The sequence below is a fragment of the Mycobacterium szulgai genome (genome assembly GCF_002116635.1).
In the GTDB taxonomy this organism is placed as follows: domain Bacteria; phylum Actinomycetota; class Actinomycetes; order Mycobacteriales; family Mycobacteriaceae; genus Mycobacterium; species Mycobacterium szulgai.
The window spans coordinates 1-26,822 of record NZ_LQPW01000119.1 but is presented as its reverse complement, the minus strand read 5'-3'; the positions used below and the strand labels follow the sequence as shown (position 1 = coordinate 26,822).

The 26,822-nt window shown below is 65.4% G+C and carries 25 protein-coding genes and 2 pseudogenes; 11 read left to right on the top strand and 16 right to left on the bottom strand.

The features are described from left to right. The 4 genes and pseudogenes from AWC27_RS33225 to AWC27_RS16195 form a co-directional block, all read left to right on the top strand. Positions 1-102, top strand: a pseudogene (locus AWC27_RS33225) (DUF732 domain-containing protein); the annotation flags it as partial. Between the two features lie 959 nt (positions 103-1,061). Next, positions 1,062-1,475 (top strand): nuclear transport factor 2 family protein, encoded by a 414-nt coding sequence (locus AWC27_RS16205; RefSeq protein ID WP_085671413.1) that lies wholly within the window; start codon positions 1,062-1,064, stop codon positions 1,473-1,475. Beyond that, positions 1,476-2,292 (top strand): annotated as a pseudogene (locus tag AWC27_RS16200) (SDR family NAD(P)-dependent oxidoreductase). A gap of 138 nt (positions 2,293-2,430) precedes the next feature. Beyond that, positions 2,431-3,243, top strand: coding sequence for an SDR family oxidoreductase (locus AWC27_RS16195; RefSeq protein WP_211281649.1), 813 nt, complete (start codon positions 2,431-2,433; stop codon positions 3,241-3,243). Between the two features lie 17 nt (positions 3,244-3,260). Here AWC27_RS16195 and AWC27_RS16190 read toward each other — a convergent pair whose 3' ends face one another. After that, entirely contained in the window at positions 3,261-4,928 is a 1,668-nt protein-coding gene (locus tag AWC27_RS16190; protein WP_085671412.1) for a PE family protein, read from the bottom strand. Positions 4,929-5,056: 128 nt separating this feature from the next. On the opposite strand from AWC27_RS16190, the gene AWC27_RS16185 reads away from it, so the two are divergent. Then, positions 5,057-6,214, top strand: coding sequence for a Zn-dependent alcohol dehydrogenase (locus AWC27_RS16185; protein WP_085671411.1), 1,158 nt, complete (start codon positions 5,057-5,059; stop codon positions 6,212-6,214). Here AWC27_RS16185 and AWC27_RS16180 read toward each other — a convergent pair. The 3 genes from AWC27_RS16180 to AWC27_RS16170 all read right to left on the bottom strand — a co-directional run bounded on the left by AWC27_RS16180 (position 6,154) and on the right by AWC27_RS16170 (position 10,238). After that, complete coding sequence (locus AWC27_RS16180) at positions 6,154-7,731, bottom strand: flavin-containing monooxygenase (protein ID WP_085671410.1); 1,578 nt, start codon at positions 7,729-7,731, stop codon at positions 6,154-6,156. The two genes, AWC27_RS16185 and AWC27_RS16180, sit on opposite strands and share 61 nt — an antisense overlap. Continuing rightward, positions 7,728-9,509, bottom strand: a complete 1,782-nt coding sequence (locus AWC27_RS16175; protein WP_085671409.1) for a flavin-containing monooxygenase — start codon at positions 9,507-9,509, stop codon at positions 7,728-7,730. The genes AWC27_RS16180 and AWC27_RS16175 overlap by 4 nt, the downstream gene beginning before the upstream one ends. A gap of 78 nt (positions 9,510-9,587) precedes the next feature. After that, positions 9,588-10,238 (bottom strand): TetR/AcrR family transcriptional regulator, encoded by a 651-nt coding sequence (locus AWC27_RS16170; RefSeq protein WP_085671408.1) that lies wholly within the window; start codon positions 10,236-10,238, stop codon positions 9,588-9,590. Positions 10,239-10,311: 73 nt separating this feature from the next. Here AWC27_RS16170 and AWC27_RS16165 point away from each other — a divergent pair, with 73 nt between their 5' ends. Further along, positions 10,312-10,929 carry a TetR/AcrR family transcriptional regulator gene (locus tag AWC27_RS16165; protein ID WP_085671407.1) on the top strand — a complete coding sequence of 206 codons (618 nt, stop codon included), beginning with the start codon at positions 10,312-10,314 and terminating at the stop codon, positions 10,927-10,929. Here AWC27_RS16165 and AWC27_RS16160 read toward each other — a convergent pair. Next, positions 10,906-11,541 carry a TetR/AcrR family transcriptional regulator gene (locus AWC27_RS16160; RefSeq protein ID WP_211281650.1) on the bottom strand — a complete coding sequence of 212 codons (636 nt, stop codon included), beginning with the start codon at positions 11,539-11,541 and terminating at the stop codon, positions 10,906-10,908. The two genes, AWC27_RS16165 and AWC27_RS16160, sit on opposite strands and share 24 nt — an antisense overlap. Before the next feature lie 160 nt (positions 11,542-11,701). On the opposite strand from AWC27_RS16160, the gene AWC27_RS16155 reads away from it, so the two are divergent. Continuing rightward, positions 11,702-12,256 carry a pyridoxamine 5'-phosphate oxidase family protein gene (locus tag AWC27_RS16155; RefSeq protein ID WP_085671405.1) on the top strand — a complete coding sequence of 185 codons (555 nt, stop codon included), beginning with the start codon at positions 11,702-11,704 and terminating at the stop codon, positions 12,254-12,256. A gap of 1 nt (position 12,257) precedes the next feature. Here AWC27_RS16155 and AWC27_RS16150 read toward each other — a convergent pair whose 3' ends face one another. Next, complete coding sequence (locus AWC27_RS16150; protein WP_085671404.1) at positions 12,258-12,731, bottom strand: SRPBCC family protein; 474 nt, start codon at positions 12,729-12,731, stop codon at positions 12,258-12,260. Between the two features lie 93 nt (positions 12,732-12,824). On the opposite strand from AWC27_RS16150, the gene AWC27_RS16145 reads away from it, so the two are divergent. Both AWC27_RS16145 and AWC27_RS16140 read left to right on the top strand, forming a co-directional pair. Further along, positions 12,825-15,095, top strand: coding sequence for a heavy metal translocating P-type ATPase (locus AWC27_RS16145; RefSeq protein WP_085671403.1), 2,271 nt, complete (start codon positions 12,825-12,827; stop codon positions 15,093-15,095). Between the two features lie 151 nt (positions 15,096-15,246). Next, positions 15,247-16,062: a polysaccharide deacetylase family protein gene (locus AWC27_RS16140; RefSeq protein WP_085671416.1), complete on the top strand. Its 816-nt coding sequence runs from the start codon at positions 15,247-15,249 to the stop codon at positions 16,060-16,062. Between the two features lie 182 nt (positions 16,063-16,244). Here AWC27_RS16140 and AWC27_RS16135 read toward each other — a convergent pair whose 3' ends face one another. From AWC27_RS16135 to AWC27_RS16105, 7 genes are read right to left on the bottom strand one after another with little or no spacing between them, the layout of a single operon-like run. Beyond that, the gene (locus AWC27_RS16135) at positions 16,245-17,009 is read right to left on the bottom strand and encodes an SDR family NAD(P)-dependent oxidoreductase (RefSeq protein WP_085671402.1); all 765 of its coding nucleotides are present in this window, start codon (positions 17,007-17,009) and stop codon (positions 16,245-16,247) included. Then, positions 17,006-19,273 carry a CaiB/BaiF CoA-transferase family protein gene (locus AWC27_RS16130; RefSeq protein WP_085671415.1) on the bottom strand — a complete coding sequence of 756 codons (2,268 nt, stop codon included), beginning with the start codon at positions 19,271-19,273 and terminating at the stop codon, positions 17,006-17,008. Before AWC27_RS16130 ends, AWC27_RS16135 begins: the two co-directional genes overlap by 4 nt. A gap of 5 nt (positions 19,274-19,278) precedes the next feature. Beyond that, entirely contained in the window at positions 19,279-20,250 is a 972-nt protein-coding gene (locus AWC27_RS16125; protein ID WP_085671401.1) for an enoyl-CoA hydratase/isomerase family protein, read from the bottom strand. Between the two features lie 32 nt (positions 20,251-20,282). After that, the gene (locus AWC27_RS16120) at positions 20,283-21,119 is read right to left on the bottom strand and encodes a mycofactocin-coupled SDR family oxidoreductase (RefSeq protein ID WP_085671400.1); all 837 of its coding nucleotides are present in this window, start codon (positions 21,117-21,119) and stop codon (positions 20,283-20,285) included. Beyond that, entirely contained in the window at positions 21,119-22,321 is a 1,203-nt protein-coding gene (locus tag AWC27_RS16115) for a cytochrome P450 (protein ID WP_085671399.1), read from the bottom strand. The genes AWC27_RS16120 and AWC27_RS16115 overlap by 1 nt, the downstream gene beginning before the upstream one ends. Next, complete coding sequence (locus tag AWC27_RS16110; protein ID WP_085671398.1) at positions 22,318-22,980, bottom strand: TetR/AcrR family transcriptional regulator; 663 nt, start codon at positions 22,978-22,980, stop codon at positions 22,318-22,320. The genes AWC27_RS16115 and AWC27_RS16110 overlap by 4 nt, the downstream gene beginning before the upstream one ends. 32 nt (positions 22,981-23,012) lie before the next feature. Next, on the bottom strand, positions 23,013-24,200 hold the full coding sequence (locus AWC27_RS16105; protein WP_211281648.1) for an aromatic ring-hydroxylating oxygenase subunit alpha: 1,188 nt from the start codon (positions 24,198-24,200) through the stop codon (positions 23,013-23,015). Between the two features lie 46 nt (positions 24,201-24,246). Here AWC27_RS16105 and AWC27_RS16100 point away from each other — a divergent pair, with 46 nt between their 5' ends. Further along, positions 24,247-25,071: a PaaX family transcriptional regulator C-terminal domain-containing protein gene (locus AWC27_RS16100; RefSeq protein ID WP_085671414.1), complete on the top strand. Its 825-nt coding sequence runs from the start codon at positions 24,247-24,249 to the stop codon at positions 25,069-25,071. A 32-nt stretch (positions 25,072-25,103) separates the two neighbouring features. Then, a complete protein-coding gene (locus tag AWC27_RS16095) occupies positions 25,104-25,610 on the top strand; it encodes a DUF3558 domain-containing protein (protein WP_085671396.1) in 507 nt (168 codons plus the stop codon). A 13-nt stretch (positions 25,611-25,623) separates the two neighbouring features. Here the strand turns inward: AWC27_RS16095 and AWC27_RS16090 are convergent, their stop codons facing one another. From AWC27_RS16090 to AWC27_RS31600, 3 genes are all read right to left on the bottom strand, one after another. Further along, positions 25,624-26,247 carry a hypothetical protein gene (locus tag AWC27_RS16090; protein ID WP_085671395.1) on the bottom strand — a complete coding sequence of 208 codons (624 nt, stop codon included), beginning with the start codon at positions 26,245-26,247 and terminating at the stop codon, positions 25,624-25,626. 35 nt (positions 26,248-26,282) lie between these two features. Then, positions 26,283-26,672 carry a hypothetical protein gene (locus AWC27_RS16085; protein ID WP_211281647.1) on the bottom strand — a complete coding sequence of 130 codons (390 nt, stop codon included), beginning with the start codon at positions 26,670-26,672 and terminating at the stop codon, positions 26,283-26,285. Next, positions 26,621-26,822, bottom strand: a 202-nt coding sequence (locus tag AWC27_RS31600; protein WP_211281646.1) for a hypothetical protein, incomplete at its 5' end; no start/stop codon positions are given. The genes AWC27_RS16085 and AWC27_RS31600, both read right to left, overlap by 52 nt.

The window sequence follows — 26,822 nt, the reverse complement described above, 5'->3', positions numbered from 1 at the left end:
GGCGTGGGCGGGGGCGTCACTGGTGGCAGTGGAGGTCGCGGTTCGGGGGCACCGCCGCCGGCGCCCGCCATGCCACCGGGCTTTGTCCGGCTCGCACCGTGAGACGGCAACGCCGCGGGCTGCGGCCAAAGCCTGCCGCCGATCGCCTAATGACGATCGGCTGGCTTCGGCGCAAGCCGCGGCCCTCCGCCCTCGACGAACGAGCCCATACCATCGTCACCAGGAGCCACCCTTCCGGAAAAGCGCACTTGGTTCACCGAACCTATGCAAGACACCCCGAGCATCGTCCGTCCCGGTCCTTTCTGGCCATGTGACGTGGTGCCATTCGGCAATCATGCAAGTGGTCGCTTGATGCTCGTCGATCGGGCGAACTCTGATAGCTCTCGACGGACAGCCGTTACCTTCTTAGCAACATCTTTCTATGTGGCCGCATCTCGTGAGACCGACTAAACGGCGACAAGGAGCCACAGTCAGCCTGGGCAGAGTAAGGGCGACGTTGATCTGGATCCTCACTCTGACAACACGTAGAAGGAGATGTTATGTGCTGCAAATGGATGTCGCGCTTCCTGCTGCGCCCTGTTACCAAGCCGCCCGCAGTCCCGACTGGCGCACCGAATACACCGGCACCGGCCCATGGTCGAACGATTCATCGCCTGGCTCCGACGAGCGGCAGCCGACGATTGCGCTACCGCGGAATCATCGAAAACGACCACCGGCCACACCACGGAGTCGCCGCAACAAACCAGAGGCGACTGATCAACCTGGCTTCCCCGGCGACGGCGCTATCTGGGCACTTGCCTATCCCAACCCGCCCAACAAATATGCAGCACAACCCAACCCAGCCACCGTATCTCCCCGGATTGCCCGCATCACCTTAAGCTCAGGCCGCAGCCCCACCCGCCGACCTCACAACCCGTCCCTACACCCGATCGTTTGATGCGCTCATACATCAAGTTCCAGACACCCATATGTGGCAATCGAGCCGGCCGACCGCCCTGAGGATAGGATCGCAAATCAGACGGTCCACCGCGGAACGTGTTCCACCCCAACGGAGATGCCGCATGACCGAATGCCAGGACCGTCAGGATATTTCCGATCTGCTGGTGCGCTACGCCACTGGCATCGATCAGCGCGACTGGCCGCTGTTCCGCACCGTGTTCACGGCGGACTGCGAACTCGACTACGGCGAGATCGGCGCATGGGAAGGCGTCGATGCCGTAGCCGAATTCATGGACAAGGTGCATGCGACGCCCGGGCATTTGCTGCACCGGTTGAGCAATCAGGTCATCACGATCGACGGCGACACGGCCGTGGCGCGCGCCTATGTTGACGCGCTGATCATGATGGCCGACAACCAGACTGGCGTTAACGGCATCGGCTTCTACGACGACGAGATCGTCCGCACGCCAGACGGGTGGCGCATCGCCCGGCGGCGGTTCACCGCGGTGCGCGTGAGCACGGTCGGGAGCCCTTAGATGACGTTTGCCGCGAAGTACGGACCCTGGGCGCTCGTTGCCGGCGTCGGACGGTCTGGGCGCCGCTTTTGCCAAGGGAATCGCCGACCGCGGCGTCAACGTCATGTTACTGGCGCGCCAGCAGACAACCCTCGATCACGTTGCCGCAGAGATCAGTTCGCAGACAGCCGCGCAAACCCGGACTCTGGCGGTGGATCTCGCAGAGCCGGGCGCGTCGGCGGCCATCGCCGCGGCCACCGCTGATCTCGAAATCGGTTTCCTGGTCTACTGCGCCGGCGGCGACCCGAATTACCAGCCCTTCCTGGCCAGCCCTATCGCAGCCGCGGAGGCAATGGTGCAGCGCAACTGCATGGTGCCGATGCAGCTGTGCCACCACTTCGCCCCGGCCATGGTGGAGCGAGGTCGCGGTGGAATCGTCATCTTCGGGTCCGGGGCCGGGCTGGCCGGCGGACCCAACATCGCCGCCTATGGCGTTTTCAAAGCGTTCGACATGGTCTTCGCCGAAGCGTTGTGGGCCGAACTGCACCAAAAGGGCGTCGACGTACTGGGCCTCATCCTGGGCAAGACCGACACACCCGCACTGCGGCAGCTCGAATGCAGCCGCGGCCAGATCGCGTCACCCGACCAGGTACCGGTGGGTGCGGGCACAGTCGACGACGTGATCGCCGAGGCGTTCGAAAACCTCTGCAACGGGCCCACTTTGATGGTCGGCGATGCGATGCGCGCCGCCGAGCAATTCATGGGTTCGCTGACCCGCAACCAGACCGTCGCACTGTTCGCCCAAGCCGCAGCCGCGGCAATGGGTCGGGCCGGCTAGCCCGGGGTACGCCAGGTGATCAGGACCCGGCCGTAGCGCAACCGGCTGATGCAGGCCCCGGGCAGCAGCCCGTCATAGTGGATATTGATGTTCCACGGTTGATCCGGCGACATTTCATCGAAGCTATACCCTGGTCCGGTGGCACAAGTGCTGACCGTCATCGGGGTGGGCGGCATGGGTCAGGCGATTGCCCGCCGGCTGGGCTCGGGCAAGACGGTGCTGGTGGCCGACCACGACGAGCGGGCGTTGGCGTCGGTCGCCGCGTCGCTGGCCGCAGAGGGCCACTGTGTCCAAAGCCGCTCGGTCGATGTCTCGTCGCCGGCGTCGGTGCACGCGCTCGCTGAATATGCCGCCTCACTGGGCAACGTCACACAGCTTGCACATACCGCCGGCCTTTCTCCCGCGCAGGCCCCGGCGGAGGCGATCGTGGCGGTGGATCTGCTCGGCGTCGCGTTGGTACTACAGGAGTTCGGCGAGGTGATCACCCCCGGCGGCGCTGGTGTGGTGATCGCCAGTATGGCCGGGCACTTGCTTCCCCCACTGACCGCCCAACAGGAAAAGGCGTTGGCTCACAACCCATCCGATCACCTGCAAGACCTCGACTTCGTCTCCAGTCAGGAATATCCGGGTATGGCGTATGCAATCGCCAAGCAGGCCAACCAGATTCGCGTCCGCGCGGCCAGCATTCAGTGGGGCCGGCGGGGCGCGCGGATCAATTCGATCAGCCCCGGCATCATCTCGACGCCGATGGGCCAGCAGGAACTCGCCTCGCCGGTCGGCGACGGCATGCGGGCGATGATCGCCATGTCCGGTACGGGCCGCATTGGGACAGCCGACGACATTGCCGCCGCCGCTGCTTTCCTGCTCGGCCCCGAGGCAGGCTTCATCACCGGCACCGACCTGTTGGTCGACGGCGGTGTCGTCGCGGCCGCGAAGACCCAGACCACGTAGCCCGCCCAGCTAGGTCGTCACGTGTTTTGCGAATAGAGGTGCAGGGTCTGGCTCGCCCCTTCACTCACCGTGACATAGCCGGAGCCGTCGGGATAAAAGGCGACCGCCTCGCCCTGCGTTTCGGTCACCACCGGGCCGTCCACCGGCTGCTGGCTGAGCGGTGCCCACGCGGTTGTCCCGTCGGCGCGGTTCCACAGCAACACGTCGCGGTAGGTGCGAATCGCCAATTCCGAACCGTCGGGCGAGAAGTCCGCGCTGGTGACCAGCTTCGAACCGGCGTGGGATAAGTCCAGCGTCCCGACCTGTTGCAGTGTGGTGTCGCCGCTGGAGCCCCAGGCGCTGTCCGCGACGGTATAGACGCGGGAGGTAGTGCCGCTGGTTTTCTCGATCATCATCATGTTGCCCGAACGCGGGTCGACCGCCAGCGATTCGGAGTTGATCTTCTCGCCATTGGGATAGGTCAGGCCGAGCCGCTGGACTCCGCTCAGCGTGGTGCTCTGCGGATTGGCAGCGGTGCCAGTGACAATCGGCTCGGGGACGCGGTATATGGCCACGTCGCTGCGGGACAGACCATTGTCGCCGATGTCGCCGACGTAGATATAGGACTTACCGTCGAGCCCCTTGGCGACCTCGATATCCTCCCAGTCGCTGGCCTTTGCACCACCGAGATTGAATGTCCCCAAGGTTTGGCCGGTCTTCGAATCGATCGCGAATATCCGCGCCGTGTCCCCCGAATCGTTGTGTACCCAATAGACATTGGGATTGTTGATTCCGGCGTCGATGCCCGAGATCTCCTTGAGATCGGGATTGGCGATGGTGCCTCCGTTGGAGGATTTGAGATCGCCGTTGTTGGCCGCATCAACCGCACCTTGTCCCGGATTGCCAGGATTGCCTGGATCGCTCGGATTGCCCGGGTCACTCGGATTGCCCGGGTTACCCGGATTCCCGGGGTCGCTGGGCGTGCTGGGCACGCTGATCTTGGTCCCCGTCGCGCCGGTCTGACCGGCGTGCCCACCCAAGAGACCGCCGGCGCCGCCGGCGCCACCGGGGCCAGGCGTGACGCCCGATCCGCCCGTTCCGCCCGCACCTCCGTCGCCGAACAACAGACCGCCGTTGCCGCCCCGGCCACCGGCCGGAGCGGCCTTGGCGCCCTCGATGCCTGCCCCGCCCTGCCCGCCGGCGCCGCCGTTGCCGATCAAACCGGCACTGCCGCCGTTGCCGCCCGGCTGCCCGGCGGCACCCGAACCGCCGCTGCCGCCATTGCCGTACAACAACCCGCCGGGTCCGCCGTCCTGGCCGGTCCCTGCCAGCCCGTCGGCGCCGTTGCCGATCAGTGGCCGACCCAACAGCGTTCGAGTGGGCCCATTGATCAGGTCGAGCGCCGCCTGCTGCAGCGGATTGGCATTGGCCAGCTCGGCGGCCGCATACGACCCGGCACTGGCCGTCAATGCCTTCACGAACTGTTCGTGAAACGCTTCCACCTCTGCACTCAGCGCCTGATACTGCCTACCGTTGCCGGCGAAGAAAGAGGCCACCGCAGCCGAAACCTCGTCCCCTGCGGCGGGCAGAATCCCGGTGGTCGGCAGAGCCGCCGCGGCGCGTGCGGCGCTCAGCGCCGACCCGAGCCCTGCCAAATCCGACGCAGCCGACGACAGGAATTCGGGAACCGCCACCAAATACGACATAAACTGACCTTCCGGCAATTTTCGCGCGTCATATAATCAATCGTTTGATAGTAAACACGGCCGAGCGATTCGTGTGGCCGTTTTCGCCGAGGTGGTTATCGTGACCACGACAGAGAGGGCACGAGTCGATGAGAAGCCGGGCGGCCATCCTTTACGAGTACGGCCGTCCGTGGACCGTTGAAGAGTTCCAGCTCGATCCGCCGCGCGCCGGAGAAGTGCTGATCCAACTCGCCGCCACCGGGCTGTGCCATTCCGACGAACACATCCGGCAGGGCAAACTGGCCCCGCCGCCGGAGACGCTGCGTGCCCTGGGACTACCGGCGATGTCCCCCACCATCGGCGGGCATGAGGGGTCCGGCGTGGTGGTCGAGGTGGGCGCCGGCGTCACCCGATTCTCGCCCGGTGACCATGTGGTGACGTCCTTCGTAGCGGTTTGCGGGCAGTGCCGGTGGTGCGCATCGGGCATGGAGTATCTGTGCGATACCGGATCTGGAACCCTGGCCCCGGGCATGCCGACCGACGGCACGTTTCGCCATCACAGCTCCGACGGCCAAAACCTCGGCCATGTGTCCAAGATCGGGGCGTTCGCCGAGCACACCGTCGTCTCGGCCGATTCGCTGGTCAAGATCGATGCGGAGCTGCCGCTGGTGCCCGCTGCACTCCTGGCGTGTGCGGTGCCGACCGGCTACGGCTCAGCGGTAAACCGGGCCAACGTCCGCGGCGGCGACACCGTGGTGGTGATCGGCACGGGCGGCATCGGCAGTGCAGCCATCCAGGGTGCACGCATCAGCGGTGCCGCCCGGATCGTCGCGGTCGACCCGGTCGAGTTCAAACGCGAATGCGCGTACACCTTCGGCGCCACTCACACCGCGGCGACGGCAACCGAGGCCATCGGATTGGTGCGCGAGTTGACCCGCGGCGTGATGGCCGACGCGGTCGTCGTCGCGCCGGCGATGATCGGCGCGACCGACGTCGACGCAGCGCTGACGCTCACCCGCAAGGGCGGCACTTGTGTGCTCACCGGCTTGCCGTCGCCGGGACTGAATTCGGTCGCGGTCGGGTTGCAAGAGTTCATCTTGATGAACAAGACGTTGTCCGGCACCGTGTTTGGCTCCTGCAATCCCAAGAGCGACATTCCGCTGCTGGCCACGCTGTACCAGTCGGGCCGGCTACTTCTCGACGAGATGATCACCAAGCGCTACGGGCTCGACGAAATCAACGACGCCTACAACGATCTGGCTGCCGGCGAATTGATTCGCGGGGTCATCGATTTCGGACTGGACTGACCGCTGGCGGCCGCGCGGTGCAGCCAATCCCGCGGCCTCAACCGCCAAGTCCGGCGGGCGTACTCCAGCTCGGTGTAGGGCCATTGGGTGACGATGCGGCCGCTCGGTGACCGGAAGTAGCTGGTGCACTGGGTCCAGATGGTGCGCTCGAGGTCCGCGGAAAGGTCGTCGTTGTACCGTTTTTCGGCTTCCGGCCGGACATCGACGTAGCCGCCGCGACGGGCCACTCGAGCCACCGCGCTTGCCACCAGTCGTGCGCCGGCCTCCAGAATGTAGACGATAGAGTTGCCGCCCTGATTGGTGTTGGGGCCATACAACATGAAGAAGTTCGGAAATCCACTCACGGCCACACCGAGATACGCGCTGGGGTCGGCGCCCCAGCGTTCGTGCAACCGCTGCCCCCCGGCGCCGATCACCTCGATACCCGAAAGATACTGCGACGTTTCGAAACCCGTGGCCAGGACTATCGCATCCACGTCGATTGCGTCACCGGCCGCGGTGACAACCGAAGTCGTGGTGACCTGCTCGATGGGGTCGGTGACCAGGTCAACGTGGTGTTGCTGCAGCGCCCGGTAAAAGTCGTCGCCCAGCAGCACCCGCTTGCAGCGAAACGGATAGTCCGGGGTCAGCGCTTGCCGCAGCCCTTCATCGGGAACGACCCGCTGCAGGAACGCCGTCGCGAATTGCGAGCGGGCCGCCACCACCGGATCGTCGGCGAACGTCGCGGTGTTGTCATGCTGGAACTTCCAGATCTGCCACCGCGCTCGGCGTGTGGCCAGAGGATCGCGTGCGAACCGGGTCAATTCCGTTGCACTGTAAGGACGGTCGTCCTTCGGGACCATCCAGGGCGGCGTGCGCTGAAACACCGACACATGGCCGGCGATCTTCGCCAGTTCGGGAACGACCTGCACTCCGCTGGCACCGGTGCCGATGACAGCCACCCGCTTACCAGTCAGATCGATGCTGTTGTCCCATTGCGCGGTGTGCATGAGCGTGCCGCTGAAGGCGTCCAGGCCCGCGATGTCGGGCAGCTTCATCGCTCCGAACAAGCCGACCGCGCTGACCAGCACGTCGGCGCTCAGCGTGACCGGGCACCCGTCCCGGTCCGCGGCCAGGTCCCACTGCCAGGTGTCTTCATTCCAGTGGGCGGTATGCACCCGCGTGCCGGGCATCAGGTGACGGTGCAGATCGAAGGTGTCGGCCACCGACTCCAGATACGCCAGGATCTCGGGCTGACGCGCGTAGGTGCGGGTCCAGGATTTGTTGGGCGCGAACGAGAACGAATACAGATGACTCTGGATGTCGCAGGCCGCACCGGGATAGGTGTTGCGCCGCCAGGTGCCGCCCACGCCGTCGGCACCCTCGATGATCACCAGGTCGTCAATACCCCTGCGCCGCAACGCCACTGCCGCACCCAGGCCGCCGAACCCGGCACCGATGATCGCCACCTTCGGAGAGCGCCGGCGACGGCCGGCTGCGACGAGCCGGCCGATGACGTATCGCCGTCGGCGCGTCATCGGATTTCGAACCCCTGCAGGTCCCCTTGCACCCGCCAGGATTCCAGGATGTCGGCATACTCGGTGGGCCCGCCGAAGAAGAAACTGCCCTGCCGAGTCTTGGCGTCCGCCTTGCCTTCCCGGTTGTAATAGCCGGGTGTGCACGATTTGGCCCGCTCGGCGGTCAGCGCCGAGCGCTGCACCACCATGTCGACCCAAGCCGCTTCGGCACCGGCCGAGGCCTCGACCTCGGTTACGCCGTGTTCCAGCGCCCAGGCGATGATCCACGCCACGTGGGTGGCCTGCACATCGAGCAGGTAGGGGAAGTTGACGGTCAGCCCCGCCTGGGCGATGCTCTCGATGAAGCAGTTTGGAAAACCGTTGGTGCACAAGCCATGAAACGTGCGTACACCGTCGTGCCATCGTTCAGTCAGCGTCACGCCATCGCGGCCGATCAGCTCGAATCCGGCGCGGCGGCAATAGTCGGTGCCCACCTCGAAACCCGTCGCGAAGATCAGGCAGTCGAGCTCGTAGCTCACCCCGCCCACGACGACACCGGTCTCGGTGATGCGGTCGACGCCGCGCCCGAGGGTGTCGACCAACGTGACGTTGTCCCGGTTGAAGGTTTGCAGATATTCATCGTGAAAGCACGGCCGTTTGCAGAAGTATCCGTACCAGGGTTTGAGCGCTTCCGCTGTCGCGCGATCGGTCACGATGCCCTCGACGCGAGCCCGGATCTCCTCCATCTTGGCGAAATCTGCGATCTCGATATCGCGCGTGCGCTGCTCGGAGCTCACCGCCCCGTCGGTGTCGTGGCGCATAACCGGGAGCTTGCGGGTGATGCTCGTCCAGGCATCGGCGACCAGATCCTCCTCGGCTTGACCGCCGGCGGTGAGGATGTGGAAATTCTGGATGCGCTGGCGCTGCCAGCCCGGCTGTAATGCGTTGGCCCACTGCGAGTCTGTGGCCGCGTTGGCCCGGACGTCGACCGATGACGGGGTGCGCTGAAACACGTAGAGCTGCTGCGCCGCAGCGCCCAGATGGGGAACGCATTGCACCGCAGTCGCTCCGGTGCCGATGATGCCGACTCGCTTATCGGCGAGTTTTTCCAGGTGTTCGCCGGTGTACGCGTAGTCCCAGCGGCTGGTGTGGAAGGTATGACCGCCGAACGTGCCGATGCCCGGGATTCCGGGCAGCTTGGGCTTGGCTTGATAGCCGTTGGCCATGGAGACGAACCTGGCCCGCATCTCGTCGCCGTGGTTGGTTCGAATGATCCAGCGGGAATCCGCGGCATCCCACCGGATCTCATGTACATCGGTCTGCAGGCAGGCGTCGCGGTACAGGTCGTAGTGCTCGGCGATGCGGCGGCAGTGCGCGAAGATCTCCGCTCCCCGGGCGTACTTGTCCCTGGGCATGTAGCCCAGCTCCTCGAGCAGCGGCATGTAGACATAGGACTCGACGTCGCAGGCGATGCCGGGATACCGGTTCCAATACCAGGTACCGCCCACGTCGGCGGCTCTGTCGATCAACCGCACGCTTTTTACGCCGAGCTCACGCAACCGCGCACCGGTCAGCAGTCCACCGAAGCCGGCGCCGATGATCGCCACGTCCACTTCGTCGGTAAGCGGTTCGCGCGTGAAGCCGGGCTCGGCCCACGGGTCGTCACCGAAGCGGGCGAAATCGCCGGCGATCTCCACATACTGGGCAATCCCGTCCGGGCGTAGTCGCCTTGCCCGCTCCTCGGCGTATTTCTGGCGCAGCGCATCGACGTCCAGCGCGCAGCCGATGGTTTCGGTCAAGGCCTCGACTCCCTCTGGATGACCCCGACTAATCAATCGGCCGATCGTATCAGGGGAAGATGCCAGCGCTCCGAAAAGCTAGGAATTACTGAACAAAGTGCCGCGGACCAATTCTTTGGCCGAACCCAGCGATGCCTGATATCCCTCCGGCGGCAACGTCGCCGCCAACTCGGTCAAGCCATACATCAGCGCATAGATCGCCTCGACCGCGGCATCGGGGTCAGGATTGTCACCGAGCTCACCTCGGCGGCAGGCATCGGCAACGACACCTTCGATGATTTCGCGAAATGTCCCAAACCCCGGCTGCATCGCGGGGGCCGCCGTGTTCCCGTTTTGCGCTGGCGCGGGCTGAGCCGGGATGACCAGATATTCGGCCTGGATCGCCCATTCGAATGCGGCCAAGTCGGGGTATTCACGCATCAAGTGACCGCACTCGTCGAGTATCGCCTCGATTCGCTCGACGATGGTGCCCTCAATAGTGGCGGCCCGGCGAAGCCGTGGCATGGAGGCCTCGGCCCTGGCCGCGATCGTGGCCTTGATCAGTTCTGATTTGTTCGGAAAGTAGTTGTAGAGGCTGGCGCTGGTCACGTTTGCGGTACGGGCGATCTCGCGGATGGTCGCCCGGGCGTAGCCGACCTCGGCCACGCACCGCATGGTGGCACGAATGATCCGCTGGCGGGTTTCCTCGCCGCTCGCGCCGACGGGACGCCCGAGCTGTGACTGGGTCATTGTGGTTGTGTCCTCACCCGTCGAATATATTCGACTGATCAGTTAATTTCGGCGACGGTTAGGGGTTCGCGGCATGACCGTCGGCTCGTCTCAAGCAGGAGCCCAGCTGGGCCGGCCGGTGGGCGCTGTCGGCGAGGAAACCCGCCAGCGGATCATCACTGCAGCCATGCGGTGCGTGGCCGAGGTCGGCTACTCGCAGGCGACCATCCGCGAGATCGCCCGGGCCGCCGATATGACCAGCGGCAGTTTGTATCACTACTTTCCGAACAAGGCCGAACTGCTCAAGGCGACCGGTCAGGAGATCGAAGACATCGTGTTGCCGCGACTGCGTGCCGCCGCCGCACGATCCGATGATGTCGTCGACCGACTCGGCGCCGTGCTGGACGAGTCGAAACTGCTGATGCACGACTATCCCCATTTGGCCGCATTCTTGCGGGCACTGCGCGCCGAGGGCACTGCCCAGTCGCGGCGCGGGGGGCCGAATTACCCGGGCTCGCGCGCGCTACGGGAGGTCGTCAGCGAAATCGTCGGGCCCGAGACCCGTCACGTGGCCGCGGTGGAGGCAATCTGTGCGCTGACGCGCGGCCTGTCCGAACAGGCCGCCAACCTGCCCCCGGAGGCCTACCAGGCCAGCCTGGAGTCGGTCAAGAAGCTCATCAGGGGCACGCTATTCGCCGGGGTCGACCCGTAACGGCGTGCGCAGCCGCTCCAGCCCGGCGACTATCAGCTCCAACCCGAATGTGAACTCATCGGCCAGGGGGACGGGAAGCTCAGCGGCGACGGCAACCACCGACGGATAGCGGTCCGCGTCCAGTTCCCGAAACGCGGCGGACAACTCAGCATCCTCAGCGTCGGTCTCGGCTGAGCCGGAAAGCTGGATCGCGAAGCCGAGCACATAACGGACCAGCGTGGCGTAGGTGTGCGCGGCGATGACCCTCGGGAATCCATTCTCGAGCAGGACGGCGAGCACGAGCTCCCGGCGGGCCATCGCGTTGGGTCCGATCGGAACGTGCCCGATCAACAACGGCGCGACGTGGCCATGCCGTGCCAGAGCGTCAAACATGCCCTGCGCGAACGTGATACAGGCCTGCTGCCAATGCAATCCGGCCACCTCAGCATTCTTGAGGTCGACTTCGCCGAGCATGCGGTCGACCACTTGGGCGACAAGTTCGTCGCGGCCGGCGAAGTGGCGGTAGAGCGTTGCGGTGCCTGACCCCAGTTGTTGGGCCAACGACCGCATGGACAGGGCGTCCGCCCCGCGCTCGTCGACGAGCTCGAGGGCGGCGTCGAGTATCCGGTCCAGAGGTATGGCCGGCCGGCCGCGGGACCGGCCAGGGGATTGCGCGTTATCCATCGAGTTCCATTCAGATTCACTTGCCGCTTGACACGGCCGAGTAATTATGGCCACACTGTATCCATAATTACTCGGGGAATCAACCCTCTTGACAGCAAGGACGTGTTGGATGCTTCTCCCTCTGGCCGCAGAGCCTTTCACCGCGCCGACGGATCGCGACATGCGGCCGTCCGAGCGACGCGAGTTCGTGCGTACCCACCGCACCTGCGTGTTCGGCTATCGCCGCCGTAACGATGGCCCCGGCATGTCGGTCGTCTATTACGTCCCCACCGACGACGACGAACTGCTGGTATCCACCATGGCCGGGCGCGGGAAGGCCCGCGTGATCGAACGCGACGGCAAGATCAGCCTGTGCGTCCTGGACGAGCGGTGGCCGTTTACCTACCTGCAGGTCTACGCCGACGCGACCCTCGACCGGGACCGCGATCTCGCGGTGGACGTGATGATGGCGGTGGCCGGCCGGATGTCGGGCCAGCCACTCGGCGAGGAGGCGCGCCCGTCGGTAGCGGCGATGTGCGAAAAAGAGAACCGGGTGGTGATCCGCTGCCGGCCCTACGAGACGTTCGCGACGCCGCCGCGCCACTTACACCGCAACGACCAGGTGCGGGAACTGAGCCACTGGGTGTCCGGCGTAGTGCCGTGGGACGCCGGCGACCCGGCGTGACCTACTTCTCGGCGTAGCGATCGCGCAGCTTGTTCAGGGTCGCCTCGATGCCCTTTGCGTTGGCCTTCGCGAAACCCATCCGCTCGTAGTACTTCAGCTTGTTCTTGAGCGTGCCCGCATCGTGGTAGTCGAACGTCTCGGTGACCTGGGTCAGCGTCGGCGAGAGCGACTCGAATTCCCATCGCCAGCGGTGCCCCAACGGGTGGCGCCATTCCACTAATTCATAGGGCTTGAAGGCGGTCACCGTGCTGGTGATGCGGTAAGGCAGGCCGAACATGCGCATATTGGTCGAAAACTTAGATCCCTCAACGAGATTCGCTGGGGCATCGATGTTGTCCCGGACCGTTCCCGAGCCGTCCAGCTCACTGTGGCGCCGGGGATCTGCGGCGATCGCGAACAATTCGGCCGCCGGCGCGGCCACTTCGGTCCGGCGGCTGATTCGCCGGGGTCCTCTGTCGACAACTATGACTGTCATTGGGAGAAATCTACCCGGCATTTTCCGGTTCTGGCCGCCCAGACCAGATGCCGCCGCTTGACGTATATACCCCGTGGGGGTATATACGTCATTATGAAAGCAGCAGCGCAACTCACTACCGACGTCGAAATCAAGATTTCGGGGATGACCTGCGCCTCCTGCGCGATGCGCATCGAAGGCAAGCTCAACAAGCTCGACGGCGTCTACGCGACGGTGAACTACGCGACCGAGAAAGCCACCGTCAGCGTTCCCTTCGGGTATGACGCGCAGGCATTGGTCGCCGAAGTAGAGAAGGCGGGCTATTCCGCGGCGCTGGTGCAGCAGCACGAAGAACCCGCCGAACAGCAGGACGATGATCCCGAGTTGGCCTCACTACGCGACCGCGTGCGCACCGCGATAGTGCTCGCGACGCCGGTGCTCCTGATGGCGATGATCCCGGCCCTGCAATTCCGGTACTGGCAGTGGGCGTCGCTGGCGCTGGCCGCACCGGTCATCGTGTGGGCGGGCCGACCCTTCCACCAAGCGGCGTGGACCAATCTCAAACACGGCACCGCCACCATGGACACCCTGGTCTCGGTCGGCACCCTCGCGGCGTTCGGGTGGTCGCTGTATGCCCTGTTTTTCGGGACGGCCGGGGAACCGGGCATGCGCCACCCGTTCGCGCTGACGATCACACCCGGCGATGGCGCGGCCAACATCTACCTCGAGGTGGCTGCCGGCGTGACTATGTTCGTGCTGACGGGCCGGTACTTCGAGAAGCGTTCCAGACGACGGGCCGGTGCAGCGTTGCGGGCACTGCTGGAGCTCGGCGCGAAGGACGTCGCGGTGCTGCGAAATGAACGCGAAACCCGCATCCCGGTAAGCCAACTCGCGATCGGCGACGAGTTCGTGGTGCGCCCCGGCGAAAAGATCGCCACCGACGGGACAGTCGTTTCGGGCTCTTCGGCCGTCGACGCCTCGATGCTCACCGGTGAGTCGGTACCCGTCGAGGTCGGCCCGGGCGACACCGTCACCGGCGCGACGGTGAACGCCGGCGGGCGGCTGCTGGTGCGCGCCGAGCGAGTCGGCGACGACACCCAGCTGGCGCAGATGGCCAAGCTCGTCGAAGCGGCGCAATCGGGCAAGGCCGAGGTGCAGCGGCTCGCCGACCGCATCTCCGGGGTGTTCGTGCCCGTCGTGATCGCCGTCGCGGTAGCCACTTTCGGCGCGTGGCTGGGCGCCGGCTTCCCGATGACTGCCGCGCTGACGGCCGCCGTCGCGGTGCTGATCATCGCCTGCCCTTGTGCGCTCGGGCTGGCCACTCCGACCGCATTGTTGGTCGGCACGGGACGCGCCGCTCAGCTCGGTGTACTCATCAAGGGGCCCGAAATGCTGGAATCCACCCGCAAAGTCGACACGATCGTGCTCGACAAAACCGGAACCGTTACCACCGGCAAGATGACTCTGGTCGACGTGATCGCCGCGAGCGACACCGACCGCGCCACCCTGCTGCGCTACGCCGGAGCCCTTGAGGACGCCTCCGAGCACCCTGTGGCGCGGGCAATTGCCAAGGGCGCCAAAGCAGAACTGGGGGCATTGCCCACACCCGACGATTTCGCCAACTCGGAAGGCCAAGGCGTGCAAGGCATTGTCGACGGGCACGCGGTTGTCGTCGGTCGCGCGAGTCTGCTGGCGGACTGGGCGCAACACCTCGATCCGACGTTGTCGGCGGCAAAGGACCGTGCCGAGCGGGCGGGCAAGACCGCCGTCGCCGTCGGCTGGGACGGGCAGGCCCGCGGCGTCCTGGTCGTCGCCGATACGGTCAAACCCACCAGCGCCGAGGCCATCGGCGAATTCAAGCGGCTGGGGCTGACCCCGGTGCTGCTCACCGGCGACAACCAGACCGTCGCGCGACGTATCGCCGATGAGGTCGGCATCGACCGGGTGATCGCCGAAGTGCTGCCCGCCGAGAAGGTGGCCGCGGTCCGGCGGCTGCAATCCGAGGGCAAGGTTGTCGCCATGGTCGGCGACGGCATCAACGACGCCGCCGCGCTGGCCGCCGCGGACCTGGGGCTGGCCATGGGCACCGGCACCGATGTGGCGATCGAGGCCGCTGACCTCACCCTGGTGCGCGGGGACCTGCGGGCCGCAGCCGACGCGATCCGGCTGTCCCGGATGACGTTGGCCACAATCAAGGCCAACCTGTTCTGGGCGTTCGGATACAACGTCGCCGCGATCCCGCTGGCCGCGCTGGGGCTGCTCAACCCGATGCTCGCCGGCGCCGCGATGGCATTTTCCAGCGTGTTCGTCGTTGCCAACAGCCTGCGGCTGCGTTCCTTCCGCAGCGTCATCAAGGAGGACGGCGCACTGGTCCGGCCAAAATAAATGGCCGACCCTCCCGTCGCCAACAGGGCATATCGCCCCTGGTAATGGTACGGTTCGCTGCTGTGGTGTCGTCGTTAGTCAGGCTAGGCGCCCCGTACGCGGGGCTGCCTGGTTCGGGGCGCACCGGAATTGCGGCCGCCACATGTCCGAGCTGAATCGACGTCGTTTCCTGGGCTCGCTCGCCGCAACCACTGTCGTCGCGGTGGGCGCCGCTCGCTGCATGGTCGATCCGCAGCCGCGGACATTCGCGCAGACTCCAGCGGGGGCCGCCGGCGCCGCTCCGACATCCGGTCCGACCGTCGCGGGTCTGTTGCCACCACCGCCGCCCACTACGCGGGTCCGGCTGCCCGGCGGCGGTGTGCTCAATCAGTTGCCCGGCAAAGGCGACCTGCTGGCGCTGACCGTCGACGACGGCGTCAACTCCGAAGTGGTGCGCGCCTACACCCAGTTCGCCAAGGACACCGGTATCCGGCTCACCTTCTTCGTCAACGGGACGTACGACTCCTGGACGGACAACCTGGCGATACTTCGGCCGTTGGTCGACTCCGGGCAGATTCAGTTGGGCAATCACACCTGGTCGCATCCGGATCTGACCACGCTGACGAAAGGCGATATCGCTCAGCAGCTCAAGCGCAACGACGACTTCCTCAAGAAGACCTATGGCATTGGGGCTAAACCGTATTGGCGTCCGCCGTATGCCAAGCACAATGCGGCGGTTGACGAGGTGGCGGCCGAATTCGGTTACACCACACCGGTTTTGTGGTCGGGATCGCTGTCGGATTCGACGCTGATCACCGAGGAATACATCGTGAAGATGGCCGACCAGTACTTCACCCCGCAGGCCATCGTGATCGGGCACCTCAATCACTTGCCGGTCACGCACGTCTACCCGCAACTCGTCGATATCATCCGCGCGCGCAACCTGCGCACCGTCACTCTCAACGACGTATTCCTCAAGACGCCGTAGTGTGATCCGCAATGCCTTTTGAATAGCGATATCACGGGCGATATCACCATGCGGTTGCAGTGGTCACTCTGAGATTTCTGCCGGTGGCACTTCGTAAAGTAGCCTTCGACGTGCTCGGCGGTCGCGCGCCGGAGGGTATCGCCAGGCCGAACTGGTCGGCGGCGACCCACCGATCGGGCTTTTCACCACGTCTGTTCAGCCGCGCGCACCAGCATGTGGTTGACCGCCACGCGGCGATCACGCGTCACCATGTAGAGCACCGCGTCGGCGATGTCCTCCGGCCGCAGCTTGACCATGCCCGCGGTCTGCCGATCGAACGCTTCTCGCGAGGGTGCGGCCAGGTGGTCGAAGATCTCGGTATCCACGGTGCCCGGACCCACCACTCCGACGCGCACCCGCTTGCCGAGCACCTCCTGGCGAATGCCCTCGCTGAACGCGTTGATGCCGAATTTGGTGAGCGAGTAGACCGCACTGCCGGGCCGGGCCACCCACCCGGCGGTGGAACTGACGGTCACCAAATCGGCCACTCCGCGCAGCGAATCGGCGGCCGCGTCGATCAGATGTGGCAGCGCCGCGCGTGTGGTGTAGAGAACCCCCTGCACGTTGACCGCCACCAGGTCGTCCCAATCCTGCAGCGGCGCCTCGGCCGCGTTGCCCATTCGGATCAGTCCGGCATTGTTCACCAGAGTGTCGAGGCGTCCCAACTCGGCAACGGTGCGCTCCACTGCAGCGGCTACCTGCGCGGCATCTGTGACGTCGGCGGTCACGACAAGCGCTGTGCCCCCGGCTGATTCGATTTCAGCCTTCAGATCCTGCAGCCGATCGGCTCTGCGTGCCAGCAGCGCGACCGCGGCACCCTGCCCGGCAAGCGCCCTGGCCGTCGCCGCCCCGATACCGCTGCTCGCACCGGTCACCAGCGCCGCGGTACGGACCAGTGTCGCCGTCACGTCCTGGCTCCCGCGCCGAGCAGTTCCTGCAGCACGTATCGATTGTCCTCGCCCAGGTCGGGGGCGCCTCGCTCGATCCGGGCCGGATTTCGTGCCAGCTGCCACGACGGCCCGACGACGGGACGCTGGCCTTCGCGGTGATCGGAGACGAAGCGATACACGCCGCGGTCCCACAATCGTTGATCGCTGATCACGTCGACCGCCGTGGCGCTCTTATTCGCCGGCACGCCCGCCGTCCGCAGCCGGTTTGCGAGTCCCTCCGCGTCCTGACCCCGGGTCAACTCGGCGAGTTCGGCATCGAGCGCCTCGCCGTGCGCACGCCGATCGGTAGCGGTGGGGTAACGCTCGGCTAACTCCCGCGCGTCCAGGACGTCGCATAATCGTTGCCATTCAGCTTCATTGGCCACCGCCACCGCGATCCACTCGTCGTCGCCGCAGGGATAGCACCCATGCGGACACAGATCGGGATGGCGGTTCCCGTTGGGCCCGAACACCTTTCCTGTCAGGTGATGCTCGAACAGACAGTCACCGATCATGGAAGAAAGCGTTTCGACGGCCGAGACGTCGACGAATTGCCCTTTGCCGCCGACCTCTCGGTGCAGCAGCGCCACCACCGCGGCATACGCGGCGGCCGCACCGACAGTGGAGTCTCCATAGCGCATGCTCGCCCCTCGGGGCGGACCGCCGGGATAGCCCACCAGCGAAGCGAGGCCCGCCAGCGCGGCGAAGCAGGGCGCATAGCCCGTCTGATGGCCCAGTGGGCCGTCGTTGCCCCACATCTTGATCGACACCGAGATGATGTCCGGCTTGATCGACTTCAGGTCCGCATATCCCAGTCCCTGGCGCTCCATTGCACCGGGGCGCAGGTTGTTGATGACGATGTCGCTGCACGCGACCAGCTCACGCAACCGTGCCATGCCGTCGGGCGATTTGATGTCGAGGTCGACGCTGAGGATTTCGGGATTGACGCTCAAGAAGAACGGAGCGTGGTTGACATCCGTGCCGCCGAAGGCACGCATCTCCTCGGGCAAGGCCGCCGTCTCGACCTTGATCACCTCGGCGCCCAGCATCGAAAGCAGCTTGCCCGCATACGGCCCGGCCCACACCTTGGTCAGCTCAACAACGCGCACCCCCTGCAGCGGGCCGCCGCGGGGATGCCTGGGCGCCTTGCGCTGCGTCTGCCGGACCGCCAGCGGCCTGTGTGGCGTAGCCAACGCTTTCAGCACCGACGCCGTATGTTGGCCCAGAGTTGGTGCGGCAGAGGTGATGCGGGCCGGGCTCTCGCTGAGTAAGTAGGGAACGGTCGGATAGGCCACGCCATCTACGTCCTGAAAGAAGCCGCGGTGCCGGTACTGCGGCGAATCATGCAAATCCGCGGCACTATTCACCGGGACCAGCGGCACGCCCAGGCGCTGGGCCTGCTCGGCAGCGGTGTCCTTCGGCAATCCGCGAACCCACGCGGCGAATTCCCGTTGAAACTCCGCGACCTTTTCCGGCGTCACCGAGAACTCGAGCCAGTCGTCGTCGAAGCGATCGAGCCACTGCGGCTCACCCAGCAATGCTTTGATACCGAGCCAGTGCGCCCGGCTGGTCACGTACAGGTACACATATCCGTCGGCGCACTCGAAAAACGTCGCCGGACCTTGCTGTTCGTAATCGCTGCGGTGGCCCTCGGCGGTTACCTCGCCGGTGATGAACCGGCCCAGTATGCAGTCGGCACGCGACACCAGCACAGCCTGCTGCGAGATGTCGATGAACTCACCGCCGCAGGTGTGCAGGCGCCCGAACAAGGCGGACGCGACACACAGCGCTGCCTCCAGCCCGGCTTCGTAGTCAGCGAGAAAGTAGCCGGGGCCCTGCAACGGCGGCTCGGCTCTTTCGGCGTGGCTGGGCGTGTGGTAGCCCCAACCGCTGGCATGGAACACGTTGATGCTCTTGGCATTGTCGAATTCGGTGGCCGCGCCGGCGCCGAACGGGGTGATCGAGCAGCACACCACGTCCGGATACCGATCGGCCCATGAATTCGACTCGGCTATCACCGCGTCGGCACCGCCGATCAGATCCTGCAGACGCTCCGCGTCCAGAATTGCCGAGCGCTTGTTGGTGTTTAGGTAGGCGAACAGCGCGGCTCTGCTACTGCCGCGTGAATCCGGCGCCTCGACCTTGATCACCTCGGCACCGAAGTCGGCCAGCAACTTGCCGCAGTACTGCCCTGCGACGGAGTCGGCCAGCTCGACGACCCTGACTCCGGTGAGCGCTGGCAATGGCATCAGGGCTTCTTGCGTCCCGAGCGAGACAGGCGCCATTCCGGCGGGAAGTTCAAGTCGTTGTCCTTGACCACGTTGTTGAGACCCTTGCTGAAAGTGCCCTCGGTGAGGTCGACTTCGTTCTCCTGGTCGTTGGCGATCATCGGCAGCATTCCCTCGACCATGCCGGTGAGCAGGCTCCCGAAGTACTCGCCCTTGTGCTGCTTGTAGAGCTCCAGGAAGGTCTTCTGGACCGCGACCGTGTCGGTCGGACGCGAGCGCGAACACGCCATCGCGTACTTCAGTGTCTCTGCTTCCAGCTTCTCGCGGGGCACGACACTGTTGACGAATCCGCAGTCGTACATCTCCTTGGCACTGAAAGGCCGCCCCGTGAACAGCATTTCGGAGAACTTACGCAGTCCCATCGTCTCGGCCCACCACCACAGCCGCGGCCCCCACCCCACGTAGCGGAAGGCGGGATGCCCGAACAGGGCGTCGTCGGAGGCGACCACCAGGTCCGCGTCACCGGCCTGATAGAAGTGCCACCCGTAGCAGTAGCCCTTGGCCTCGATGATGCTGATCTTCCGAAGTTCCTGCAGCGGACGGTTTCCCGCGCGCGCCTTGGCGTAGAAGTCGGTGACGGTCGACAAGTAACGGTACGACCCACCCGGCGGGTATTTGACGTCGTCATCGTTGATCGCCAGCTCATGCAGCAGCGGCATGCCCGGGTTCTCCAGCATCCCGCGCTGTTCGGGAAGATCGCCGCCGCTGCCGAAATCCTCTCCCTCGCCTCGAATTACCACCACCTTGACGTCGTCGTCGACGTTGCACTTGTGGATCAGATCGGCGTAGTTCTGGCGCATCCCCAGCGTCGTGGAGTTCTGCGCTTCGGGTCGGTCGAAGGTGATGTAGGCGATCCGGTTCTTGACGTCCTTTTCGAATTTGATGTACTGCTCGGCTTCCTTCTTCATCTCTTCGTAGTCGTACTCAGGCATGAGATCAGCTCTCCGCTTCTGTTGTTTGAGTGTTATTTGAGCAAGGCGCCCGCATCGACCGGCAGCGAAACGCCAGTGATGTAACGTGATTCGTCGGATGCCAGGAACAGCACAGCGTTACTGATGTCGATGGCCTCCACCCAGGGCACCGGCAACGTATGCGTCATCTGAGAAAACGGGGCGAAGTCGTCTGGCCCGGGATTCTCCAGGTCCGGCCGGAACAGCCGGAACGTCACTTCGTTCATGGTCATCGGCGTATTGACCTGGCTCGGGTGCACCGAGTTCACCCGGATCATGTGCTGGCCGAGCTCGACGGCGAAGCTGCGCATCAGGCCGATCACCCCGTGTTTGGCCGCAATGTAGTGGCCGGTGTAAGCCAACGCCTTGTGTGAGCCGACCGAACCCGTCAGCACGACGGAGCCACCGCGTTTGCCGTTGATGATGTGCGGCACACCGGCTTTCACCGTCTTCCAGACGCCGGATAGGTTGACGTCGATCATGTCCTGCCAGATGTTCTCCGGCATCTTGTGCAATTTGCTACCGAAGGTTCCGATGCCCGCGTTGGCGACGATGATGTCGAGGCGGTCCAGCTCCGCTAACCCGGTGTCGACAGCGGCTTTAAGCGCCTCATAGTCACGGACATCCACTTGTGCGGTCACGATCCGGCGTCCCTGCGCCCTTACCAGCTCAGCGGTCTCGGCGAGATCGGCCGGGGTCGACGCGGGATATGCCAAGTTGTCGATTGGCCCGCAGATATCGACCCCGATGATGTCGGCGCCCTCCTGGGCCAGGCGCACCGCGTGACTGCGCCCCTGGCCGCGAGCCGCGCCGCTGATCAGCGCGACCTTGCCCTCGACCCGGCCGGTCATCACGACACCAACGCCGGCATCGATTCCCAGCCGCGGACCGTCGACGTCGGACTGAGTTTGGCGTTGGCCAAATCGATCTCCCAGTCCGGGAATCGTTTCAGGATCTCCTCCAGTGCGATCCGGCCTTCCAGCCGCGCCAGCGCCGAACCCAGACAGAAGTGCGTTCCCACACTGAACGTCAGGTGGGGCCGAGCGGCCCGGTGAATGTCGAATGCTCCTGCATCCGGCCCGAATTGGCGCTCGTCACGACAGGCTGCTCCAATGAGCATGAGCATCACGCTTCCTTCGGGCACCGTCTGGCCATGCCATTGCGCGTCGCGGGTGACGTAGCGCGCCGTGTGCGGCGCCGGCGGCTCGTAGCGCAGCAACTCCTCGATGGCCTGCGGAATGAGCGTTGGGTTCTCGGCCAGTTGGCGTCGCTGGTCGGGGTATTCGGCCAAAACCTTTCCCGCCCAGCCGATCAGCCGCGTTGTCGTCTCGTTGCCTGCGCCGGCCACCACGTTGACGTACACCAGAATCTCGTCGCGCGTGAGCCGTCGCGTCGTGCCGGTTTCGTCGGCGAACTCGACGTTGAGCAGTTCGGTCATGATGTCGTCGGACGGATGATCGGCCCGCCAGTCGATGTAAGCGGCGAAAATCTCTCCGACTGACAGCCCCCGCTCAGCGGCCCGCATGGGTTTACCGGCCTCGGTGCGCAGTTGGGCGTTGCCGCGATCGCGGATCAACTCCTGATCATCCTCGGGGATGCCGAGCAGCATGCTGATGACTTTCATCGGCATCAACGCACCCAGGTCGGTGACGAAGTCGAAACGGCCCGACCCGACCAGGGGATCGAGGAGCTGCGCGCAGAATTCGCGAATGTTCGGCTCCAGTGCGCCGATCTTGCGCGGGGTGAACATGCGGGACAGCAGCTTGCGGTGCACGTCGTGGATCGGGGGATCCTCGAAGATGAGCATCCCCGGCGGGATGGTGAGGTTGGCCTTGATCAACTCCAGGATCGCGCCCCGGGCGGAACTGAACGTGGCGTGGTCGACCAGTCCCTTGTTGACGTCGGCGAACCGGCTCAGCGCGTAGAAGTCGTAGTCGGCGTTGTAGTAGAGCGGCGCCTCGTCACGCAGGCGGGTAAACATCGGGTACGGGTCGGCGATGAGGTCGACATCGTAGGGGTCGAAATGGACTTGACTATCGGTGCTCGCCGTCACTGTTCGGTCAACCGCCCCTTCTGCTTGCTGCGGAGAATTCCGGCCGCGATGGCCGAAAGGATCCCGTCCAGCTGCTCGGGACTGCTGACGATCCGGTCGCCATGGGTGAGCCGCAGCAACAGTCCGTTGATGAATGTCAGGGTGATGTTGCTCAGATCCTCGACGACGGCCGCTTCCAGCTCGGCGCCGTGCGGCATCAGGCGTACCAGGATGTCGCGGTGCAGTTTGGTGAACGCATCCGTGCTTTGCTGGAGAATCTCGGCCAGCGCCGGGTCGCGGGTGGCCTGCATTGTCAGCTCATATCGGGCCTTTGTCAGCGACAACTGCGGCTCCCGACCGGATTGGATGACCATCACCGACAACAGCGACGGTGACGAGCGGTCCCCGTCGGTACCGGCGCTGTCGGCGACGGCTTGCAGATTCGCCAGGTCCAGCTCCGCCAACCGCTCGGCTACCCCGCGCAGTAGCGCTGAGCGGGTCCGGAAGTAGAACGATGTCGTACCGTCGGGAGCACCGGCTTTCCGGTCGACCTTCAAGTGGCTCAAACCCTTTGCACCATCGACGGCCAGCAGTGCAATAGCCGCGTCACAGAGTTCGCGGCGGCGCTCGACGGGGTTGGGCTTCCGTCTCGTGGGTACGGCGGGAGTAGGGCGAGCCATCGTGAGCCGAAGCTTACTCTATATTCGTAGTGTTAGCGATGGGTCCGGGCCAGGCGCTCCTCGAGGGTGGCGTGAAAATGGCCGATCGCGCTCTCGTGCCGGCCGAACTCGACGAATTCGTTTGCACCGGAGCCCAATCCGCGCTGCACGCCCTCCGACATCTCGTTGTCCTCGGCCGCTCCGCGCGCGATGAAGCTGGCCGCGCCAGCCGGATTGTTCGGTCCCGGGTCCCGGGATGCCCGGTCGGCGACTTCCGGCCGGACCATCGAATAAATGGTGACCGCGCTGTGGCCGACGTCCACCGGGTCGATCACGATCATCAACATGAGGTCGGGGAACGTCGCCAGCATCACGTTGGGAAAGAGTTGATACAGGAAGGTCACCCGCGCATCGATCGTCCAGGTGTCCTCCGGACGGTCGCGCAGCCGTTCAATATTGCGGTAGGGGAAGGCGATACGGCAGTTCGGGCCGAACATCTCGACCACGTTCAGGTCGTCGTATTGCACCGGGTAAAAGGTGTCCTTGTGCGTCGAGCGGATGTGATATCCCTCCAGGAACTGCTCGACCAGCACCTTCCAATTCATCGCTCGCGCAGTGGAATCCACGTACACCAGTCGCCGGGCCGGCAACAGTTTGTCACGCCAGGGCGTACCGTCGCTCAGCCATTCCTCCCAGTCCGGCACCCAATCCGGCATCGCCTCGCCGCTGGGCGTGGACACTGCCCCGATGACGATCAGCCCGTCCACCTCTCGGCTGGCCACCTCGACTAGGCCGCGGGTCGACATGTCCAAATCGGGAAATGCGTCGGCGTGTGGCACATGTGCGAGCGAGCCGTCCAGCCGGTAGGTCCACCCGTGGTAGCGGCACACCAGCGCGTGCGCACAACCGGCGGACTCGACCAGCGCAAAGCCGCGGTGGCGGCATGCATTGCGAAAGACCCGAACCCGTTGATCACGGCCACGCACGGCAAACAGGGGCACCCCGAAGACGCTTCGCTCGACGTGGTCGCCGGGATTCGGGATGGTCGCCGCGGGAACGAAGACGCTCGGCATCGCCTGCAGTAACCGAAGTTCTGCGGCGAATCGCTCCGGGTTCACATAGTTTTCCACCGGCTCACGCCAGGCAGCGCCTTCATCGGTAGTGCCGGCGTCGATGTGGGCAAGTACGCGTCGCACGATCTCCACATCGTCAGCCACCACCGCCTTCGTTGCGGAACCCATGCGTGTCAGTATCACGCTGGCGAAATCACGTGTCAATGATTCAGTGATGCGGGAAGATACCTGTGTGCTCGCAGTACCTCAGTCTCGCGTAGGCGATCTGATCGGCAACCGGCCGCTCAGCGCGCGCTCGGTGCTCGCGTCGGCGCTACTGGGCGCCGACGAGGCCCGGCTGACAGTGTCCGAACTGGTTGGGCTGGCCTCTTTGTTCGGCATCAGCGACGGCGCCGCCCGAACCTGCCTGTGGCGGATGGTCTCCAATGGCGAACTCAGCGGCGACGGCGGTAGCTACGCGCTCGCCGGGCATTTGCTGGAGCGCCGCCAGCGCGTCGACGAGGCGTCCCGGGTTGACGACGCGACCGTTCCGGACTGGGACGGGACATGGGAGCTGGCTATCGTTTCGCTGGGTCGGCGTTCGGCCGCCGATCGCCTGGAGCTGAGGAAGGCGGCAACGGCCTTGCACCTGGCCGAACTCCGCGAAGGCGTGTGGATACGTCCGGATAACCTTGATCCGCAACGGCTTCCACCGTCGCGGGCGGTGCTGGATCAGCAGTGCACACATTTTCACGGTGCTGCGACCGACATCTCCGCCGACAAGATGCGATCGCTGTTCTCCCTCGACGGATGGGCCGACGACGCGCGGGCGCTTATCGAGGCGATGGACGCCGCGCTCGACGCGAGCCCACGCGACGATTCGGCCGAAGGCTTCACCTATGAGTTCGCGCTGTCGATCGCGGTGGTCCGTCATCTGCAACTCGACCCGCTGCTGCCGGCCGAACTGCTCGAGGCCCACTGGCCCGGACCAACGTTGCGCAGCACCTACCGCCGTTTCGACCACACATTCAAGCAACGCCTGAACAGTGGGACCCGGTGAGACGCGCAGCGCTGGCGTCAGTCGTATTGGCCATGCTGTTGGCCGGGTGCTCCGGTGGACCGCCGGGGCCGCAACCGCCGGCGCCCCCGTCCCGGTCTACATCAGCCCAGCCGAACGCTTCGCACGGCCCGTTCTTCCCGGAATGCGGTGGCATCAGCGATCAGACGCTCAGGCAGTTGACGGGAATATCCGGGCTCGTCGTGACGGCGCGCAACCCCACGGGCTGTCAGTGGCTGGTCGGGGGCGGCATCACCGGGCCGTGGTTCTCCTTCAGCTGGTACCGGGGCAGTCCGATCGGCCGAGAACGCAAGAGTGAGGAGCTGACCCGCACCAGCGTCGACGACATCACCATCGCCGGGCACAACGGGTTCATCGCCAAATCGATCGACGCCCGGCTCGGCGAAAGACTCTGCGATGTCGGAATCCAGTACCAGGACGACTTCTTCGAATGGTCGGTCCGATTCACCAGAAAGCCGTTTCCCAGCCCCTGTGACGTAGCCGTCGAGCTGGCCCGGCAGTCGATCGCCGCCGCGAGATGATCCGCCTGAAGCGTTAGCCGGGCCACCGCGTGGCGAAATTGGCGTAGTTGGCGTTGGTTGCGCTACAGAAGTCGGCGGCCGTCCCGGCGAGCAGGATGTAATAGGTCTCCGGTCGGTGGTTTTCGCCGGAGGTGGGATAGGTCCATCCGTTGGCGCACATCGCGGTGGGGCCGCCGGCCGTCGGCGCGGGCCACACCGACTTGATGCAACCGGTCAGCGCGTCGAGGTTGGCTGTGGCGCTCTTGGCGACCACCAGCATCGCTCCACCCCACTGCCCGTCGGCCCGCCGGTACGCGCGCGCCGCGAACGAGGTGTTGTCCCGCTGGCAGCCCAACGCCCGCTGCAACGGCACGAAGGCCGATGCGAGCCCGGGACTGGGCAGTGCCGCGGCATCCGTGATGAAAGCGGCCGCGTCCGATCCGTCCCCCTCTTGGATGTCGGGCTTGCCAAAGCTGTTCAGCTGCAGCGACATCCGATACTGAGCTGCCTCGTCGCCGCCGCCGATAATCGGCCCGCCGCCAGTTGACCTGATCGGGGGTAGTGCGACGCCGGGGTCGGCCGGTGCGGTCGGCATGCCAACCAGGCCGGCTATCGCCAAGAGGAATGCCGCACTGCTCAGTCCGATCCGGGGGGCCATAACCCAGGCAGCCTAGCCGACGTAGGCACTAAAGACTATGCGGAGCCTTGGATTCCGTTGGCGCCCAGCAGGATTCCACCCTGGCCACCGGCGCCGCCAGTTGCCGGTGTGGGGACATTGCTGCCGTTGCCGCCGTTGCCGCCGTTGCCGATGAACACCGAGTTTCCGCCGGCCCCGCCGACGCCTGCCGTGGTTCCGCCGTCTCCGCCGACACCACCGCCGCCCCCGTCGCCGAATATCCGGCCGGCTTTGCCGCCCGCGCCGCCGGTGCCGCCGGCGCCCGTGACACCCAACGCGGCGCCGCCGGCTGCGCCGGCACCGCCGAAGCCGAGCAATCCGGCGTCACCCCCGGTACCGCCGGACCCGCCGTCGGCTACCAGGCTGTACCCGCCGGCCCCGCCGACGCCACCGGAGCCGAGCAACAATGCGGCGCCACCGCCGTTTCCGCCCGCCCCGCCGACGCCATTGCTGCTGATCCCACCCGCACCGCCGGCTCCGCCAGACCCCGCGACAGCGCGAACTCATAGGTGAAGCCTTCGGCCGAATCGTCGCGTGGGCTCGCGTCGAGCGCGGCG

Bases quoted from the DNA above. Each gene is read 5' to 3' on its own strand.
- AWC27_RS16125 (WP_085671401.1), bottom strand. From the start codon at position 20,250: ATGCCTGAGTACGACTACGAAGAGATGAAGAAGGAAGCCGAGCAGTAC.
- AWC27_RS16190 (WP_085671412.1), bottom strand. From the start codon at position 4,928: ATGTCGTATTTGGTGGCGGTTCCCGAATTCCTGTCGTCGGCTGCGTCG.
- AWC27_RS16155 (WP_085671405.1), top strand. From the start codon at position 11,702: ATGCTTCTCCCTCTGGCCGCAGAGCCTTTCACCGCGCCGACGGATCGC.
- AWC27_RS16120 (WP_085671400.1), bottom strand. From the start codon at position 21,119: ATGACCGGCCGGGTCGAGGGCAAGGTCGCGCTGATCAGCGGCGCGGCT.
- AWC27_RS16145 (WP_085671403.1), top strand. From the start codon at position 12,825: ATGAAAGCAGCAGCGCAACTCACTACCGACGTCGAAATCAAGATTTCG.
- AWC27_RS16090 (WP_085671395.1), bottom strand. From the start codon at position 26,247: ATGGCCCCCCGGATCGGACTGAGCAGTGCGGCATTCCTCTTGGCGATA.
- AWC27_RS16205 (WP_085671413.1), top strand. From the start codon at position 1,062: ATGACCGAATGCCAGGACCGTCAGGATATTTCCGATCTGCTGGTGCGC.
- AWC27_RS16095 (WP_085671396.1), top strand. From the start codon at position 25,104: ATGCTGTTGGCCGGGTGCTCCGGTGGACCGCCGGGGCCGCAACCGCCG.
- AWC27_RS16110 (WP_085671398.1), bottom strand. From the start codon at position 22,980: ATGGCTCGCCCTACTCCCGCCGTACCCACGAGACGGAAGCCCAACCCC.
- AWC27_RS16150 (WP_085671404.1), bottom strand. From the start codon at position 12,731: ATGACAGTCATAGTTGTCGACAGAGGACCCCGGCGAATCAGCCGCCGG.
- AWC27_RS16105 (WP_211281648.1), bottom strand. From the start codon at position 24,200: ATGGGTTCCGCAACGAAGGCGGTGGTGGCTGACGATGTGGAGATCGTG.
- AWC27_RS16180 (WP_085671410.1), bottom strand. From the start codon at position 7,731: ATGACGCGCCGACGGCGATACGTCATCGGCCGGCTCGTCGCAGCCGGC.
- AWC27_RS16165 (WP_085671407.1), top strand. From the start codon at position 10,312: ATGACCGTCGGCTCGTCTCAAGCAGGAGCCCAGCTGGGCCGGCCGGTG.
- AWC27_RS16185 (WP_085671411.1), top strand. From the start codon at position 5,057: ATGAGAAGCCGGGCGGCCATCCTTTACGAGTACGGCCGTCCGTGGACC.
- AWC27_RS16100 (WP_085671414.1), top strand. From the start codon at position 24,247: ATGCGGGAAGATACCTGTGTGCTCGCAGTACCTCAGTCTCGCGTAGGC.
- AWC27_RS16170 (WP_085671408.1), bottom strand. From the start codon at position 10,238: ATGACCCAGTCACAGCTCGGGCGTCCCGTCGGCGCGAGCGGCGAGGAA.